13 protein-coding genes are annotated in these 15480 nt (G+C 63.1%); 7 read left to right on the top strand and 6 right to left on the bottom strand.

Features of this window, described 5'->3' with window-relative positions:
* Positions 1–38: 38 nt before the first annotated feature.
* Positions 39–746 (top strand): hypothetical protein, encoded by a 708-nt coding sequence (locus C7401_RS07825; protein WP_112170805.1) that lies wholly within the window; start codon positions 39–41, stop codon positions 744–746.
* Between the two features lie 80 nt (positions 747–826).
* On the opposite strand, the gene C7401_RS07820 is transcribed toward C7401_RS07825, so the two are convergent.
* The gene (locus C7401_RS07820) at positions 827–2005 is read right to left on the bottom strand and encodes a glycosyltransferase (RefSeq protein WP_112170804.1); all 1179 of its coding nucleotides are present in this window, start codon (positions 2003–2005) and stop codon (positions 827–829) included.
* Positions 2002–2871, bottom strand: a complete 870-nt coding sequence (gene hpnC / locus C7401_RS07815; RefSeq protein WP_112170803.1) for a squalene synthase HpnC — start codon at positions 2869–2871, stop codon at positions 2002–2004. Before hpnC ends, C7401_RS07820 begins: the two co-directional genes overlap by 4 nt.
* A gap of 422 nt (positions 2872–3293) precedes the next feature.
* Here hpnC and ispH point away from each other — a divergent pair, with 422 nt between their 5' ends.
* Together ispH and hpnH are read left to right on the top strand one after the other, a co-directional pair.
* Positions 3294–4238: a 4-hydroxy-3-methylbut-2-enyl diphosphate reductase gene (gene ispH, locus C7401_RS07810; protein ID WP_112170802.1), complete on the top strand. Its 945-nt coding sequence runs from the start codon at positions 3294–3296 to the stop codon at positions 4236–4238.
* A gap of 12 nt (positions 4239–4250) precedes the next feature.
* Positions 4251–5402: an adenosyl-hopene transferase HpnH gene (gene hpnH / locus C7401_RS07805; RefSeq protein ID WP_112170801.1), complete on the top strand. Its 1152-nt coding sequence runs from the start codon at positions 4251–4253 to the stop codon at positions 5400–5402.
* Positions 5403–5512: 110 nt separating this feature from the next.
* Here the strand turns inward: hpnH and C7401_RS07800 are convergent, their stop codons facing one another.
* Both C7401_RS07800 and speB read right to left on the bottom strand, forming a co-directional pair.
* The gene (locus tag C7401_RS07800; RefSeq protein WP_112170800.1) at positions 5513–7027 is read right to left on the bottom strand and encodes a purine-cytosine permease family protein; all 1515 of its coding nucleotides are present in this window, start codon (positions 7025–7027) and stop codon (positions 5513–5515) included.
* Between the two features lie 58 nt (positions 7028–7085).
* Complete coding sequence (gene speB, locus C7401_RS07795; protein WP_112170799.1) at positions 7086–8039, bottom strand: agmatinase; 954 nt, start codon at positions 8037–8039, stop codon at positions 7086–7088.
* Positions 8040–8189: 150 nt separating this feature from the next.
* On the opposite strand from speB, the gene C7401_RS07790 reads away from it, so the two are divergent.
* From C7401_RS07790 to C7401_RS07775, 4 genes are all read left to right on the top strand, one after another.
* Entirely contained in the window at positions 8190–9110 is a 921-nt protein-coding gene (locus tag C7401_RS07790; protein WP_112170798.1) for a LysR family transcriptional regulator, read from the top strand.
* Between the two features lie 200 nt (positions 9111–9310).
* Positions 9311–11782, top strand: coding sequence for a type VI secretion system Vgr family protein (locus tag C7401_RS07785; protein ID WP_112170797.1), 2472 nt, complete (start codon positions 9311–9313; stop codon positions 11780–11782).
* A complete protein-coding gene (locus C7401_RS07780; RefSeq protein WP_112170796.1) occupies positions 11782–12570 on the top strand; it encodes a hypothetical protein in 789 nt (262 codons plus the stop codon). Before C7401_RS07785 ends, C7401_RS07780 begins: the two co-directional genes overlap by 1 nt.
* Positions 12567–13010 carry a hypothetical protein gene (locus tag C7401_RS07775; protein WP_112170795.1) on the top strand — a complete coding sequence of 148 codons (444 nt, stop codon included), beginning with the start codon at positions 12567–12569 and terminating at the stop codon, positions 13008–13010. The genes C7401_RS07780 and C7401_RS07775 overlap by 4 nt, the downstream gene beginning before the upstream one ends.
* A gap of 148 nt (positions 13011–13158) precedes the next feature.
* Here C7401_RS07775 and C7401_RS07770 read toward each other — a convergent pair whose 3' ends face one another.
* Both C7401_RS07770 and C7401_RS07765 read right to left on the bottom strand, forming a co-directional pair.
* Positions 13159–13365 (bottom strand): YbdD/YjiX family protein, encoded by a 207-nt coding sequence (locus tag C7401_RS07770; RefSeq protein WP_112170794.1) that lies wholly within the window; start codon positions 13363–13365, stop codon positions 13159–13161.
* Between the two features lie 29 nt (positions 13366–13394).
* Entirely contained in the window at positions 13395–15479 is a 2085-nt protein-coding gene (locus tag C7401_RS07765; RefSeq protein ID WP_112170793.1) for a carbon starvation CstA family protein, read from the bottom strand.
* Position 15480: the final 1 nt, after the last annotated feature.

Genomic DNA, 15480 nt, shown 5'->3' with positions numbered 1-15480 from the left:
TATGGGTAAAATCGCAGGTCTTACCTGAGAAGCCTCGCATGAATCTTCAAGAACAGATTGGCGTGCTCGCAGCTGGCGTCGATCAGCTCATTCAGGCCGCCGCCGCAGTACAGGGCACGCGCGCCGATGAACGCGCAGCCGCCGAACCCCTCCAGACGTCTCCCGTTGCAAGCAGCGAAGTGGAAGCCGTGAGCGCAGCCGACGCTGTGGCGACGTCGCTCGCCGCGACGCCGGAAGCCGAAGCCGCTGCCTCCACCGAAGCCGTGGCAGTTGCCGAAGCACGTGAACACGTCGAACCCATTGAACCCGTTGAACCTGTCGTGCCCGTTGAATCCGTCGTGCCTGCTGAACCTGTCGAAGCCGCTGAAACCGTCGAAGCCGTGAGCGCAGTCGAGACCGCCGAACCGGCCGCCGCCGGGGCGCCGCCCGAACTGCTCGTGGCGCGCCCGACGCAAAACGAGATCACGCTGACGATCGGCGGCCAGACGGTCACGCTCAACGCGGTGCAGATCGGCCAGATGATCGAGGAGCTGGCGAACGCGCGCGCCTCGATGCAGCCCGAACCGCCGCCCGGCATTCCGCCCGGCTGGCGTTTCGCCTCGACGAAAAACCCGGTGATGGCCGTGCAGAAGCAGTCCAACGGCGACCGCCTGCTCGTGATGCGCCACACGGGTCACGGCTGGGTGCCGTTCACGTTTTCGCCCGATATCGTCGTGCAGATGTATATGATGCTCACGCAGCGCTAACGCGCGAGCGGACATCGAAAAGCAGAAAGGGCGCCGAGGCGCCCTTTTTTACTTCATCCGTTGCCGGATTTCGCAGACGATCAACGTCCTTGCGCCGGCGCCTGCACGCGCGCCTTCCACTGTCCGCCCTTGCCGCGCCAGAAGCGCCATGCCGAAGCGAACGTCGCGCCCACGTAGAACAGCGCGACGAGCGGCAGGAACGGCGCCCACAAAGGCGAGCGACGGTAATAGGCGAGCATCGGCGAGTAGGCGCAGCACATCAGCGCCCACGCGAGCCACGCGGGCCAGCCCTTCGGGCCGAGCACGAGCGCAACGACGGGCGGCGCGAGATAGATCACCGTCATGCCGAGGAGCGTGCCCGCGAGCTGCCACGCCGAGTAGTGCAGTTGCGTGAACGCCGTGCGCGCGATCATGTTCCAGATGTCCTTCCACGAATCGTACGGGCGCAGCGACACGCTCTTCGCGGCAACGTCGAGCCGGATCGGGTGATGCCCCTCGCCACGGTGCTTGATGCGCGCGGCCAGGCTGCAATCGTCGATCAGTTCGGCGCGGATCGACTCGATGCCGCCCGCCTCTTCGAGCGCCTGGCGGCGCACCAGCATGCAGCCGCCGGCCGCGGCCGCCGTGCGGTTCTTCGGGTTGTTCACCCACGAGAACGGGTAGAGCTTCGCGAAGAAGAACACGAACGCCGGGATCAGCGCCTTCTCCCAGAACGAGTCGCAGCGCAGACGCACCATCAGCGAGACGAGATCGCGGCCTTCTGCCTGCGCGCGCACCACGAGTTGCGCGAGCGCCTCGGGCGGGTGGCCGATGTCGGCGTCGGTGAGCAGCAGGTAGTCGGCGGGCAGCTTGAGCGTGCGCACGGCCTCGATGCCTTGCGACTGCGCCCACACCTTGCCCGACCAGCCCGCGGGCAGCGGCTTCGCGGTGATCACGCTGAGCTTTTCCGGGCATTGCAGCGCGAGCGCGGCGGCGCGGGCCGCTTCGGCCGTGCCGTCGGTGCTGTGGTCGTCGATCACGATCACGTGGAATTCGCCGCCATAGTTCTGCTGGAGCAGCGAGCTCACGGCCTCGCCGATCGCATCGGCCTCATTGCGCGCGGGCACCACGGCGCAGGCGGCGGGCCAGCCTGACGCGGGTTCGACGAGCGGCAGCGCCTGGGCCGGGCGCGCGCGCCAGAAGCCGCCGCGGCCGAACAGCAGGACGAGCCAGATCACCAGCGAGAGGCAAGAAACGGCAAACAGGATGGTCGTAGTCATGCGTTGTTCCTCTCGATCGAAGGCGCGCGCACGCCCACGCGGCGCGACAGCCACATAGCCGCCGTGCGCAGGAGCACGACGGTCCAGTCGGGTGCGCGCAGCACGGGCCGCGCGCGCAATACATCGTAGCCGGCGCGCTCGATGCAATCGAGCATGCGCAGGCCGCCATGCACGACGCTGCACAGTTCGAGGCCGAAGCGCCCCGGCACGCGCAGCGCGAGCGGCGCGCCGCTCACCATCAGCGAGCGCGCACGCGCCACCTCGTGCGCCATCAGCGCGCGCCAGGCGTCGTCGACCCGGCCCGCGGCGATCTGCGCTTCGCTCACGCCAAAGCGCTCGCGCTCGGCCAGCGGCAGGTAGATGCGGCCGCGCGCCCAGTCGGCGCTCACGTCCTGCAAGAAGGTGATGAGCTGCAACGCGGTGCAGATTGCGTCGGAATCGGCGAGATTGTCGGGCGTCGCTTCATGGATCAGATGCAGCATCAAGTGGCCGATCGGGTTCGCCGAGCGCCGGCAGAAGTCCATCAGCTCGAAGCGGTCGGCATAGCGCGTCGTGTCGATGTCCTGATCGAACGCCGTGACGAGATCGTAGAAAGGCGCGAGCGGCAGCCGGTTCTGGCGCACCACGTTCGCGAGCTTCGCGAACAGCATGGGGTGCACCGTCGCCGGGCGGCCTTCGGCCACGGCGTTCAGCCCTTCGCGAAAATCGGCGAGGCGCGTGTGACGCTCCTCGGGGCTCCAGTCGCCTTCGTCCGCGATGTCGTCGAGCGTGCGCGCGACGTGGTAGATCACGCCGACAGGCGCGCGCAGCGCCTTCGGCAGCAACACGCGCGCTACCGGAAAATCGTCGTAGTGGTCGGGTTCCATCAAGGCGTCCAGAATGGGGTCGTATCCTGCGGGCGCCCTCCCGGCGGCCGCAGGACGCGATAGTTTAAGGGTTCCCGCGCCATGTTGCACCGCGCAAGGGCGAACCGACCGCGTTCGAAATCGCGCTGAACCCCACGCCGCGGGCGCTGCGGGCGCGACGTTGCCGGTACGGCGCAAGGGCCATGCGGCGGGCTTTTCGGGCGCATCCGGCGCGAGCGCGAGTGCGACCGTCGCGTGCGCGCCGCACCTCGTCGCGCGCCACGCAGCAAACCGGCGGCGAAGGGGTTAAAATGCGCGTCTGGTTTTTACTCCGTCCCCCCTCAGACGGAATTATTGGTATTCATATTAAATAGACAGCCGCAGCGATCAGGTCATTTTTACCGACTCGCTCGCCTTCTGCGGCAGTCGGAGTTCGCCACCTTATGCGAGTGATCCTTGCCCAACCCCGCGGCTTTTGTGCGGGGGTTGTCCGCGCTATCGAAATTGTCGATCGCGCTTTGCAGAAGCACGGCGCGCCCGTCTACGTGCGCCATGAGATCGTCCACAACCGGCACGTGGTCGAAAACCTGCGCAACAAGGGCGCGCGTTTCGTGGAAGAGCTCGACGAAGTGCCCGAAGGCGCCGTCGCGATCTTCAGCGCGCACGGCGTAGCGAAGACCGTGGAACGCGCCGCCGAGGAACGCGACCTCGACGTGCTCGACGCCACCTGCCCGCTCGTCACGAAGGTTCATGTGCAGGGCCGCCAGTACGTTGCAGCGGGCCGCACGCTGATCCTGATCGGCCACGCCGGTCACCCCGAAGTGGAAGGCACGATTGGCCAGATCCCCGGCACCGTGCTGCTCGTGCAGAGCGAAGCCGATGTTTCGAAGCTCGATCTGCCGCTCGATGCGCCGCTCGCTTACGTGACGCAAACCACGCTTTCGGTGGACGACACGCGCGGCATCATCGACGCGCTGCTCGCACGGTTCTCCGACATCGTCGGTCCGGACACGCGCGACATCTGCTACGCGACGCAGAACCGGCAGGCCGCAGTGCGTGAACTGTCGGATCTGGTGGAAGTGCTGCTGGTCGTTGGCGCGACGAACAGCTCGAACTCGAATCGCCTGCGCGAAATCGGCAGCGAAACGGGTGTGCCGAGCTATCTCGTGGCCGACGGCTCGGAAGTGAAGTCGGAGTGGTTCGCCAATGTGCAGACGGTCGGCATCACGGCCGGCGCATCGGCGCCCGAGGAAATGGTTGAGAACGTGATTGACGCGCTGCGCGCGTTAGGGCCTGTCGAGGTGTCGACGATGGCGGGCCGTGAGGAAAAAGTCGAATTCAAGCTGCCGTCGAAGCTGTTGCAACCGCTCGTCGCGCGCGAAGTTTAAGGAGGACACACTTTGTCTATTCCGCTGCTACAAAAAGTCCGCGTTGGCTCGTACATCTTCCGCCAGCATTTCAGCGGCAACAAACGCTATCCGCTCGCGCTCATGCTCGAGCCGCTGTTCCGCTGCAATCTCGCCTGCAATGGCTGCGGCAAGATCGACTATCCGGATCCCATCCTGAACCAGCGCCTGTCGCTGCAAGAGTGCCTGGAAGCCGTCGATGAGTGCGGCGCGCCGGTCGTTTCCATCGCAGGCGGCGAGCCGCTGCTGCACAAGGAAATGCCGCAGATCGTGAAGGGCATCATGGCGCGCAAGAAGTTCGTGTACCTGTGCACGAACGCGCTGCTCATGGAAAAGAAGATGGACGACTACCAGCCGAATCCGTATTTCGTCTGGTCGGTACACCTGGACGGCGACCGCGAAGCGCACGACCATTCGGTCTCGCAGGACGGCGTGTACGACAAGGCCGTCGCGGCCATCAAGGAAGCCAAGCGTCGCGGCTTCCGCGTGAACATCAACTGCACGCTGTTCAACGACGCCGTGCCCGAGCGCGTGGCGAAGTTCTTCGACACGGTCGGCGAGATCGGCGTGGACGGCATCACGGTGTCGCCGGGCTATGCCTATGAGCGCGCGCCGGATCAGCAGCACTTCCTGAACCGCGACAAGACCAAGAACCTGTTCCGCGAGATCTTCAAGCGCGGCAACAACGGCAAGAAGTGGTCGTTCAGCCAGTCGAGCCTGTTCCTCGACTTCCTCGCGGGCAACCAGACCTACCAGTGCACGCCCTGGGGCAACCCGGCGCGCACGGTGTTCGGCTGGCAAAAGCCGTGCTATCTGGTCGGCGAAGGTTACGTGAAGACCTTCAAGGAACTGATGGAAACGACGGACTGGGACAAGTACGGCACGGGCAAGTATGAGAAGTGCGCGGACTGCATGGTCCACTGCGGCTTCGAAGCGACGGCCGTGATGGACACGGTCGCGCACCCGCTCAAGGCCGCGCGCATTGCCCTTACGGGCGCGCGCACCACGGGCGCGTTCGCGAAGGACATCCCGCTCGAAGGCGCGCGTCCGGCTGAATACGTGTTCTCGCGTCACGTCGAGATCAAGCTCGAAGAAATCAAGAGCGCGGCCAAGACGAAGAAGCCGGTGACGGTCGCGGCTAGCTAATACGCTTTGATTCGCTTCGCTTTCCGCCTCGCGCGGAAAGCCAGCAAAAAGGGCGCAACGGTTTTTGCCGTTGCGCCCTTTGTCTTTTCAGGCGAGACGTTACCCGTACGTCAATGCCCTGCCGACTGCCGCGCCATTGCGACAATATCGCTTTCCTTGATGGTGCGAATCACCTTCTCTTCCGCGCGCAGATCGAGCGAGCGGCTCAACGCGTAATAGCTCGCACCCGCAACGACCAGCCCGACCAGCCAGGCGAGATCGATGCCATCCATCAGATGTGCGAAGTAACCGACGAAGATCTCCTTGCCCGATTCGTTGTCGACGATGGCGAAGAACGGAATCATCGCGGCAAAACCGATCAGGTACGCAACGATCCCGCGCGCCTGCCACGCGCCGTAAATCCCCTGCGGCGTGAAGAAGTGCGAGATCGCGTAACGGCCCTTGCGCACGAAAAAGTAGTCCACGAGATTCACGGAGGTCCACGGCACGAGGAAGTACAGCATCAGCACGAGGAAGGTGTTGAGCAACGCCACGCCATTGCCTCTGATCGAGAGCGTGCACGCCATCACGATTGCGCTGATCGCCATGACCGCGCCAATGCGCGCGCCACGCGTGGGCTTGATCTTGCGAAACGAGTCTACGCCCGTGAGCAGCGTGAGCATGGCGCTGTACGTATTGAGTGCGATGATCGGCAGGAAGCCCACCACCGAAACGACGACCAGCAGGCTGCCGCAGCCCGGAAACAGCGACGCGCCAACCTGGTTGAGCGCGACGAGCGCATCGGAGGCCTTCAGTTGCTGCGCGAGCCATGCGCCGAGACCGATCATCCACGCACCCGAAAGCGACGCACCGAGGAAAATGGCCGAAATCAGCTTCGCGCGGCTGGTGTGCTTCGGCAAATAGCGCGAGTAGTCCGAAACATAGGGCGCGTACGAGATGTTGTAGCTCGCGCCAATGGCGAATTGCGTGAGGAACGCGACCCAGTTGAAGCCGAGGTGCGCGCCCGACGCCACGGCGGGAATGGCGGGAATGGACGCAGCGCCCTTGCCTGCACCAAACGCAAGAGCAACCGTCACGATCGCGTAGAGCGGCAGCGTCGCGATCAGTGCCCACTTGAACGCCTTGTGCATGAGATCGTGCCCGAAGATCGCGAGCGCGCCGCCCACGATCGACGCCGCGATCGCCACCACTGCGGGATTCACGCCGAACACGTTCTTCAGGCCGTCCATGATGAGCGAGATGTTCACGACGTTGAAGCCCACGAACACGAACAGCGTGGCGAGCAGCGCGAGCGCGACGCCGCGATAGCCGAACTGCGCGCGCGACTGGATCATCTGCGGCAGGCCCATATCCGGGCCCTGCGAGCCGTGGAACGCCATGAAGATCGTGCCGAACATGATGCCGAGCGCCCCCGCCAGCGTGGTCCAGCCAGCGGAGAGGCCGATGCTCGGGCCCACGAAGCCGATCGAGATCGTGAAGAAGTGGAAGTTGCCGAGGAACCAGAACGGACCCTGGCTACTGAGCTTCGCGTGACGCTCGCGCTCGGGGATGTAGTCGATCGAGTGGCTCTCGATTTCGAGGCCGGCCGCCTCGCCCGCGAGGGCGGCGTTTTCATGGGCATTCATGCAACGAGTCTCCTGATTTTCGTAGTTTGCGCGGGCGCCAATGCGCGCCCGCCACCGCTCAGTCGCGCCGCTTCACGCCCGGCAGCACGCACAGCATTTCGAACGCGAGATTGGCTCCGAGCAGCGCCGTGGTGCCGAACGGATCGTACGGCGGCGCCACTTCCACGAGGTCCGCGCCGACGATGTCAAGCCCCCAGGTGCCACGGATGATTTCAAGCGCCTGCGGTACGGTCAGCCCGGCGATTTCCGGCGTGCCGGTGCCCGGCGCGTAGGCGGGATCGATGCCGTCGATATCGAAGCTCAGGTAGACCGGGCCGCCTTGCACGCGCGCGCGCACTTCTTCCATCAGCGGCTCGAGCGACCGGTTCCAGCATTCCTCGGCCTGCACGACCTTGAAGCCCTGCTGACGGCACCAGTCGAAGTCTTCGGCTTCATAGCCGGTGCCGCGCAAGCCGATCTGCACGACGCGATCGCAGTCGAGCAAGCCTTCCTCCACGGCGCGGCGAAACGGCGTGCCGTGCGCGATCTTTTCGCCGAACATCGTGTCGTTCACGTCGGCGTGCGCATCGACGTGAATCAGGCCGACGCGGCCATGCTTGCGGTGGATCGCGCGCAGGATCGGCAGCGTGATCGTGTGATCGCCGCCAAGCGAGATGGGGCGGCAGTCGTGTTCGAGAATCGCGTCGTAGGCGGCTTCGATGCGCGTGATCGAATCGGCGAGGTTGTAGGGGTTCGTCGCGACGTCGCCGATATCGGCCACGCGCAGCGAATCGAACGGCGCCGCGCGCGTGGCCATGTTGTACGGACGCAGCAGCACGGACTCCGAGCGCACCTGGCGCGGGCCGAAGCGCGCACCGGTGCGGTTCGAGGTGCCGAGGTCGAACGGCACGCCCACGAAGCAGGCATCGAGGCCCGAGGCGTTTTCGACCTGCGGCAGGCGCATCATCGTTGCGATACCGCCGCTGCGCGGCATGACATTGCCGCCGAGCGGCTGGAAATATTGGTCAGACATTACGGCGCTCCACTTTCATTTATCGTGCCGTATCATTCGAAACGGCTATAGCCGCAGTTGTAAGCGCCCATCGGCCAAAGATGAATAACGATCTGGTCGTTGTTCACATAGATTTTTATCTATGTATCGATGTTTGTCCCCGGAGAACCCATGCTCGGCAGCCTGACCGATCTCGACCTGCGCCTCATCCGCGTGTTCGTCGCCGTGGCCGACGCCGGCGGCGTGAGCATCGCGCAGACCACGCTCAACGTGAGCCAGCCCACCATCAGCGCGCAACTGTCCACGCTCGAAACCCGGCTCGGCTACCGGTTGTGCGAGCGCGGGCGCAGCGGTTTCAAGCTGACCGAAAAAGGCGAGCGCTTCTACGAACTGGCGACCACGCTGCTCGCCGCCGCCGAGGACTTCACGCTCAAGGCGCGGCATCTGGACAGGAAGCTGGTGGGCACGCTCAGCATCGGCCTGATCGGTCACACGCCGACCAGCCAGAACGCGCGCATCAGCGAGGCGATCGCTTCGTTCCGGCAGCGCGACGAAGCGGTGCGCTTCTCGCTTTCGGTGAAGTCGCCCGGCGAACTTGAGGAGCAGTTGCTCAACGGCGAGATCCAGATCGCGGTGGGCTACTTCTGGCACCGCGTGCCGACGCTCGAATACACGCCGCTTTTCATCGAGCGGCAGATCGCGTACTGCGGGCGCGGGCATCCGCTGTTCGGGAAAGCGGGGCAACTCGATCCGCTGGAGGCCGCGGAATACGAATGGGTGTGGCGCACGTATCCGACGCCGGAAGCGCAGCACTCCACGACGCAAAGCAAGGTCACCGCGCAGGCCGACAACATGGAGGCCGTTTCGTTACTGATTCTTTCCGGCCATCATCTCGGCTATCTGCCCCAGCAGTTTGCCGCGCCTCACGTGCGTCGCGGCTTGCTCGCCGCGCTCAATCCGAAGCAGCTCTGCTACGAGGTCACGTTTCATGTGGTCACGCAAAAGCGCAACCGGCATAGCCCGATCGTGCGCGCGTTTCTGGAGGATTTGAAGAACGCGCATCTGCGTGAGGCCGAGGACGATACGCAATGAAAAAGGCGCTACGGGCTTGAGACCCGTAGCGCCTCTTGCTCCACGTCCGCCCGATATCGGTGTGGCAGGAATACGCTTGATTGGCGATCAAGAAATCAAATTCAGGCTTCTGCTACCGCAGTCGTTTCGGACACATCTGATTGTTGAGCGCGCATCGCTCCAGCCAGCATGAGACTCCACCCAATACAGGGGACTCATGTATGGCAGAACTCGATCCGATCAACGCGATCGGCGGCAGGCAAGCCTTTCATCTCGACGTGTTCGGCGCGGAAGCCGCAGCGGCGCTCTCGGTCGTGTCGTTCACGGCCACCGAAAAAATGGGCGAGCCCAACATCGTCCATATCGAACTGACCCACCCGCAGCAGCTATTGCGCGCCGACTTCCTGAGCCGTGACGCGGTTTTCAGCATCAAGGCCGATGACGGGACCATGCGGCGCTTTTCAGGCTTTATCGAGCGCTTCTCAACAGTTCAAACGACGAAGGATTTCACAAGGTACGAGGTTGTCCTCAAGTCGCATTTCGGACGGCTCGAAGCCGTCATGAACACCGGCAACTACCAGCACCAGAGCACGCCGGACATACTTGCGGCGATCCTGCGCCGACACGGCCTGAGAGACCATCAGTTCCGCTTCCGGTTGCGCCGCAAGTACCCCAAACACCTGTTCCGCATGCAGCACCACATGACGGATATGGCGTACGCCCAGATGCTGATGCAGAAGGCGGGCATCTACAGCTATATCGTGGAGACGGAGTACGGCGACCAGGTGGTTTTCGGTGATGACATCGACCATTACCTTTACGACGAACCGCAACGCATTGTGCCGTACCGCGAGGCGGCGGGACTCGAAGCGGGCGGCGTGGAAGCCGTCACGGCGATCAAGACCCACACCGTCACGGTGCCGCAGTCGTTCATGGTGGCCGAGTACAACCCTGAATCCGCGTGGGAGCGTTTTCGCGCCTCGGCCACCGTCGCGCCGGAGGACCCGACCACCTACGGCCAGCCGTATATCTACGGCACGAACCACCTCGACGCGGACGGGGCGCAGTGGGAAGCGCAACTCAGGCACGAAGCGGCGATCGCCGGCCAGATTGTGTACGAAGGCGCGGGCAACGTGTTCGCCTTGCGGTGCGCCACGGTGCTCGAAACGGATATCGTGCTGCCCGACGCGCCCAAAGGCATGGTCATCATCGAGGCCACGCACAGCGGTGCGCGTGACGCGGCGTATTCAAACACGTTCAGGGCCATTCCTGCCGACCGTCGTTTCCGTCTGGAACTGAAGCCGGAAGCCTGGGCAAAAATCGGCGGCACGTTGAGCGCCCGGATTTGCAGCCCGGACAAGTACACCTACGCCTACCTCAATGCCGTGGGCTATTACGTTGTCCGCTTCGATGTGGACTTCGCAACATGGCCCAAAGGGGGCGAGAGCATACCGCTGCGACTCGCCAAACCCTTCGCGGGCAAGCTGCAAACGGGCTTCCACTTTGTTGCGTTGGACAATGACGAAGCGGTGATTTCTTTTCGAGATGGCGACCCTGATAAACCGGAAATTATTGCGTTTCATCATCATTCGCAGTCGCGCGACCTCATCACGAGCGACCGCCGCTGGCTCTCGCGTAACACGATCCGCACGCAGAGCAACAACAAGCTGCGCATGGAGGACTGGGCGGGCCAGGAGGGCGTCAAGCTCAGCACGGAGCACTCAGGCAAGTCGCAACTGAATCTTGGGTATCTCGTCAACCAGAAGCTCGAATACCGGGGTGAGGGCTATGAGCTTCGGACATCGGGGTACGGGGTCAATCGTGCGGGCAAGGGGCTGATGCTGACGGCCTACGACCGTCCTGGCGCGACCGGCAAGCAACTGGACATGCAGGAGACCATCGCGCAACTGGAAAGCGCGCTCGCGACCGCGAAGGCGCTGGCCGCGTCCGCCAGCAGCGCAAAGGCCGAACCTGCCGACACCGACGCGCAGCAGCAGATCAAGGACGATCTGGACGGCCTGAAGAAGCCGGGACTGTTGATGAGCACACCGGCCTCGGCTGCGCTGGTTGCGGGCCAGGGTATGCAGTTCGCGGCGCAGGGCGACATCTCGGGGGTGGCCGGGAAGAACGCGGACTGGAGCGTGCTCAAGCGTTTCACGGTCACGGCGGGTGAAAAGCTGCCACTGTTTGCGCAGAAATTTGGCATCAAGATTTTCGCGGCCAAAGGGCCAGTCGAATTCCAGGCGCAGAGCGGCCCCATGTCGTTCACTGCGGACAAGGACGTGAACGCTGGCAGCGTCAATGGCAAAGTCAATTTGTCCGCTGCGAAAGAAGTCATTCTCGAGTGCGGCGGCGCGTTCGTCCAGATCAAGGACGGCAGCCTTACGTTGGGCGGCCCGGGTGACTTGTTCCTCAAGACCATCACCGTGCAGAGGCAACGCAAGGCGTCGATAAGTACGCCCTTGCCGTCTATGCCAACTGCACCAGTCTATGACGAACAGGTACAAGCTATCGATGCAAAAACGGGGGCATTCATTCCCGGTTTGGCCTATTACATCAAGACACAGAGTGGAGCGATTTATACGGGCAACACAGATGCCAAGGGATTATGCGAACGCGTCACTACCAGCGAACCTGAAGAACTGACAGTGTTGTTTGGGGACGATGCCGAGAGAATGATGGAGAACACCTAATGGCAACCAAGCCGGCAACTATTCAGACGAGCGGGCGAGGCGGCAAGGCCAAGACCAATCCCGAAAAAAACTCCATCGCTCCCTTACCGCACAAGCGCAAAGTTCGTCTGTTGTTATGGGGGGGAGCAGCCACGCCGGGCGATAACGGCGCATTTCAATGGGCCGCACGCAATGTCATTAAAGACTACAAGGCGTCTGACCGGGGAAACTTTACCATCGACGAACATCACATACTCGTCGCCAAAGACATCGTCAGCTACATCAACGACCAGGACGATGACAGCATCAGATCGTTAGACATATTCACACATGGAGGCCCTCAGGCGTTGTACCTGACTACGGCCAGTCCGGATACAGATAAAGTGCTTCGTTACGTTCTGCACAACTCAAGCCTTTATCGCACCCGTACGCGGATGATCTTGAATGCCGCTGGCTGGACTGAAGGCTCGGCGCTGATCGATGAGATCAATTTTGGCAAGTTCGCAAAGAACGCGAAGATTGAGTTGCACGGGTGCACGACGGCCGATGCTGAGTCGGACACAGACAACATCGCAGCGGATTTCTCCAGCCGACTTTCTGAAGCCGGTAAAACCGTATCTATCGTCATAGGCCACGCCGACAAGGCAAACCCCAACATTAAGGGAGGCGGAGAGAAGAATGATGAGCAGGATTACCGACACGGTCAGCGCGTCGTATTCAGCAACGGAAAAATCGTCAAGGTAACTCGCCAGAACGGGCTTTTGATCGAGCGCGAACTGGAAGCCCTCACCGGGAAGGGTGGAGCATGAAAATAGCATCGACCGCCCGTCTCATATCCGTGGCATTCCTCTCGCTGGCCGTCTCATTGGTGGCATTTGGTCTCTTCGGCCTGTCACACTTCGATCGGTATACCGGCGAATATTTTGACGGACGCTTAATCGTGTTTGACAACGGTGTCTATCCGTTCATGTGGGGCGTCTTATTGCTAATAATCGGCCAGCTCGCGCGCCTACGGCTTCGTCGACCGGCCATGCTACTTGCGGCTGGCGCAGCGCTCGCGCTCTTCGTGCTAATGCGAGTAGAGATTCCGCCTCCTGCTGCCGGTCAAGCGATTTTCCCGGACGCAGGCTTGCTGGATCAGTTAATAGCAATCTCTAGCGCGGTGCTTTGCCTTGCGTTGGCGGATCGCCCAATTCAAAGGCTATTGAGCCGGATAATCAGAGGCTTCTCGCCCAAGCATCGCCGATAGATGTAGTTTAGTCTCCATGGGGGCCCAATTACTCCTACCTGGCGCGCGTTGTCCAAGGCGAAAAAAAGGCGTGACAGCGTTCGCCGTCGCGCCTTTAGTCGCATATCTGCGTGTAGCAGGTTAACGAACGCGTTCGTTCAGTGGGAACTCAGCAGCACTTCCCCGCACCCGACCCATACCGCGCGTTCTGCCGTTCGCGGAAAAACTCCTCGTACGTCATCACCGGGCGGTCGGGATGCGTCGCGCGCATGTGCGTGACGTAGCCCTCGTAATCAGGCAGACCGACCATCAACCGCATGGCCTGGCCGAGATAGCGCCCGGCCGTCTGCACGTTGTCGCGAAGTCCCGAGAACATGATGTGCTCCGTTCAGTTGATGACGCCGTTCAGTGCACGCGCTGCGCCACGGCGGCGGCGCCAGCGGGCATCGCTTCGTACGGCGTTTCCTGCACGGTCGGATGAGCGATCCGGCGTGCGCGCGAAATCGCGATCAGGCCGTACACCACGATGCTCACCACCACGAAGATGAAGAGGCCCGAAAGCGCGGCATCCACGTAGTCGTTGAAGACCATGCGCTGCATCTGCTCGAGCGACTTCGCGGGCGCGACGATCTTGCCTTCGGCAATAGCCGCCGACAACTTCTGTGCGTGCGCAACGAAGCTGACCTTCGGGTTGCTGTCGAAAATCTTCTGCCAGCCCGCCGTGAGCGTGCAGATAAGCAGCCAGAGCGTCGGCGCCGCCGTGACCCATGCGAACTTCTCGCGCTTCATCTTGAAGAGCACGACGGTTGCGAGCATCAGCGCGATACCGGCGAGCATCTGGTTCGAGATGCCAAAGAGCGGCCACAGCGTGTTGATGCCGCCAAGCGGATCGACCACGCCCTGGTAGAGGAAGTAGCCCCACGCCGCCACGCACAAGGCGGTCGCGATCAGGTTGGCCGGCAGCGACTCCGTGCGCTTGAGCGACGGGTGGAACGTGCCGAGCAGGTCTTGCAGCATGAAGCGGCCCGCGCGCGTGCCCGCGTCGACGGCGGTCAGGATGAAGAGCGCTTCGAAGAGGATGGCGAAGTGATACCAGAACGCCATCATCGCTTCGCCGCCAATCACCTGATGCAGGATCTGCGCCATGCCCACGGCCAGCGTCGGCGCGCCGCCTGCGCGCGCGACGATGGTCGTTTCGCCCACGGCTTGCGCGGTGTGCGTGAGCATGTCCGGCGTCAGCATGAAGCCCCACTGGCCCACGGTGTGCGCCACGGCGTCCGGCGTCGTGCCGAGCACGGCGAGCGGCGCGTTCATCGCGAAGTACACGCCCGGCTCGATCACCGAAGCGGCCACGAGCGCCATGATCGCGACGAACGATTCCATCAGCATCGCGCCGTAACCGATGAAGCGCGCGTTGGTTTCGTTATCGAGCAGCTTGGGCGTAGTGCCCGACGAGATCAGCGCGTGGAAGCCCGAGACCGAACCGCACGCGATGGTGATGAAGAGGAACGGGAACAGGTTGCCCGACCACACCGGACCCGTACCGTCGATGAACTTCGTGAAGGCCGGCATCTTGAGTTCCGGCGCGACGATCAGAATGCCGATCGCGAGCGCGAGAATGGTGCCGATCTTCAGGAACGTCGAGAGGTAGTCGCGCGGCGCGAGCAGCAGCCACACCGGCAGCACCGAAGCGACGAAGCCGTAGCCGATCAGGATCCACGTGAGCTGCGTGCCCGTGAACGTGAACCAGGCCGCGAGCGTGGGCGAGTCGTGCACGTGCTGGCCGAATGCGATGGACGCCATCAGCAGCACGAAGCCGATCACCGAGATCTCGCCGATCTTGCCGGGGCGAATGTAGCGAACGTAAAGGCCCATGAAGATCGCGATGGGAATCGTCGCGGCCACGGTAAACGTGCCCCACGGCGAGTTCGTGAGCGCCTTCACCACGATCAGCGCGAGCACCGCGAGAATGATGATCATGATGAGGAAGGTGCCGAAGAGGGCGATCACGCCCGGCACCGGACCCAGCTCCATCTTCACGAGGTCGCCGAGCGAGCGGCCGTCGCGGCGCGTGGAGAGGAACAGCACCACGAAGTCCTGCACCGCGCCCGCGAACACCACGCCCGCGAGAATCCACAGCATGCCGGGCATGTAGCCCATCTGCGCGGCCAGCACCGGGCCGACCAGCGGGCCCGCGCCCGCGATCGCCGCGAAGTGGTGGCCGAACAGCACGAACTTGTTGGTGGGCACGTAGTCGAGCCCGTCGTTGTGACGCACCGCCGGCGTCATGCGCAGGCCGTCCAGTTGGAGGACAGTGCTCGCGATGAAGCGGCTATAGAAGCGATACGCGATCAGATACACGCACACGGCGCAGATCACGATCCACAGTGCGCTGATACGCTCGCCGTGCGCGAGTGCGATGGTGCCGAACGCGAATGCGCCAAGCAGCGCGACCAGCGTCCAGACGACAAAACTGGATGTCCGACTCATG

Source organism: Paraburkholderia unamae (genome assembly GCF_003268775.1).
GTDB lineage: Bacteria > Pseudomonadota > Gammaproteobacteria > Burkholderiales > Burkholderiaceae > Paraburkholderia > Paraburkholderia unamae.
Note: the sequence above shows the minus strand (reverse complement) of the source record. Positions and strands in the feature narration are given on the sequence as shown.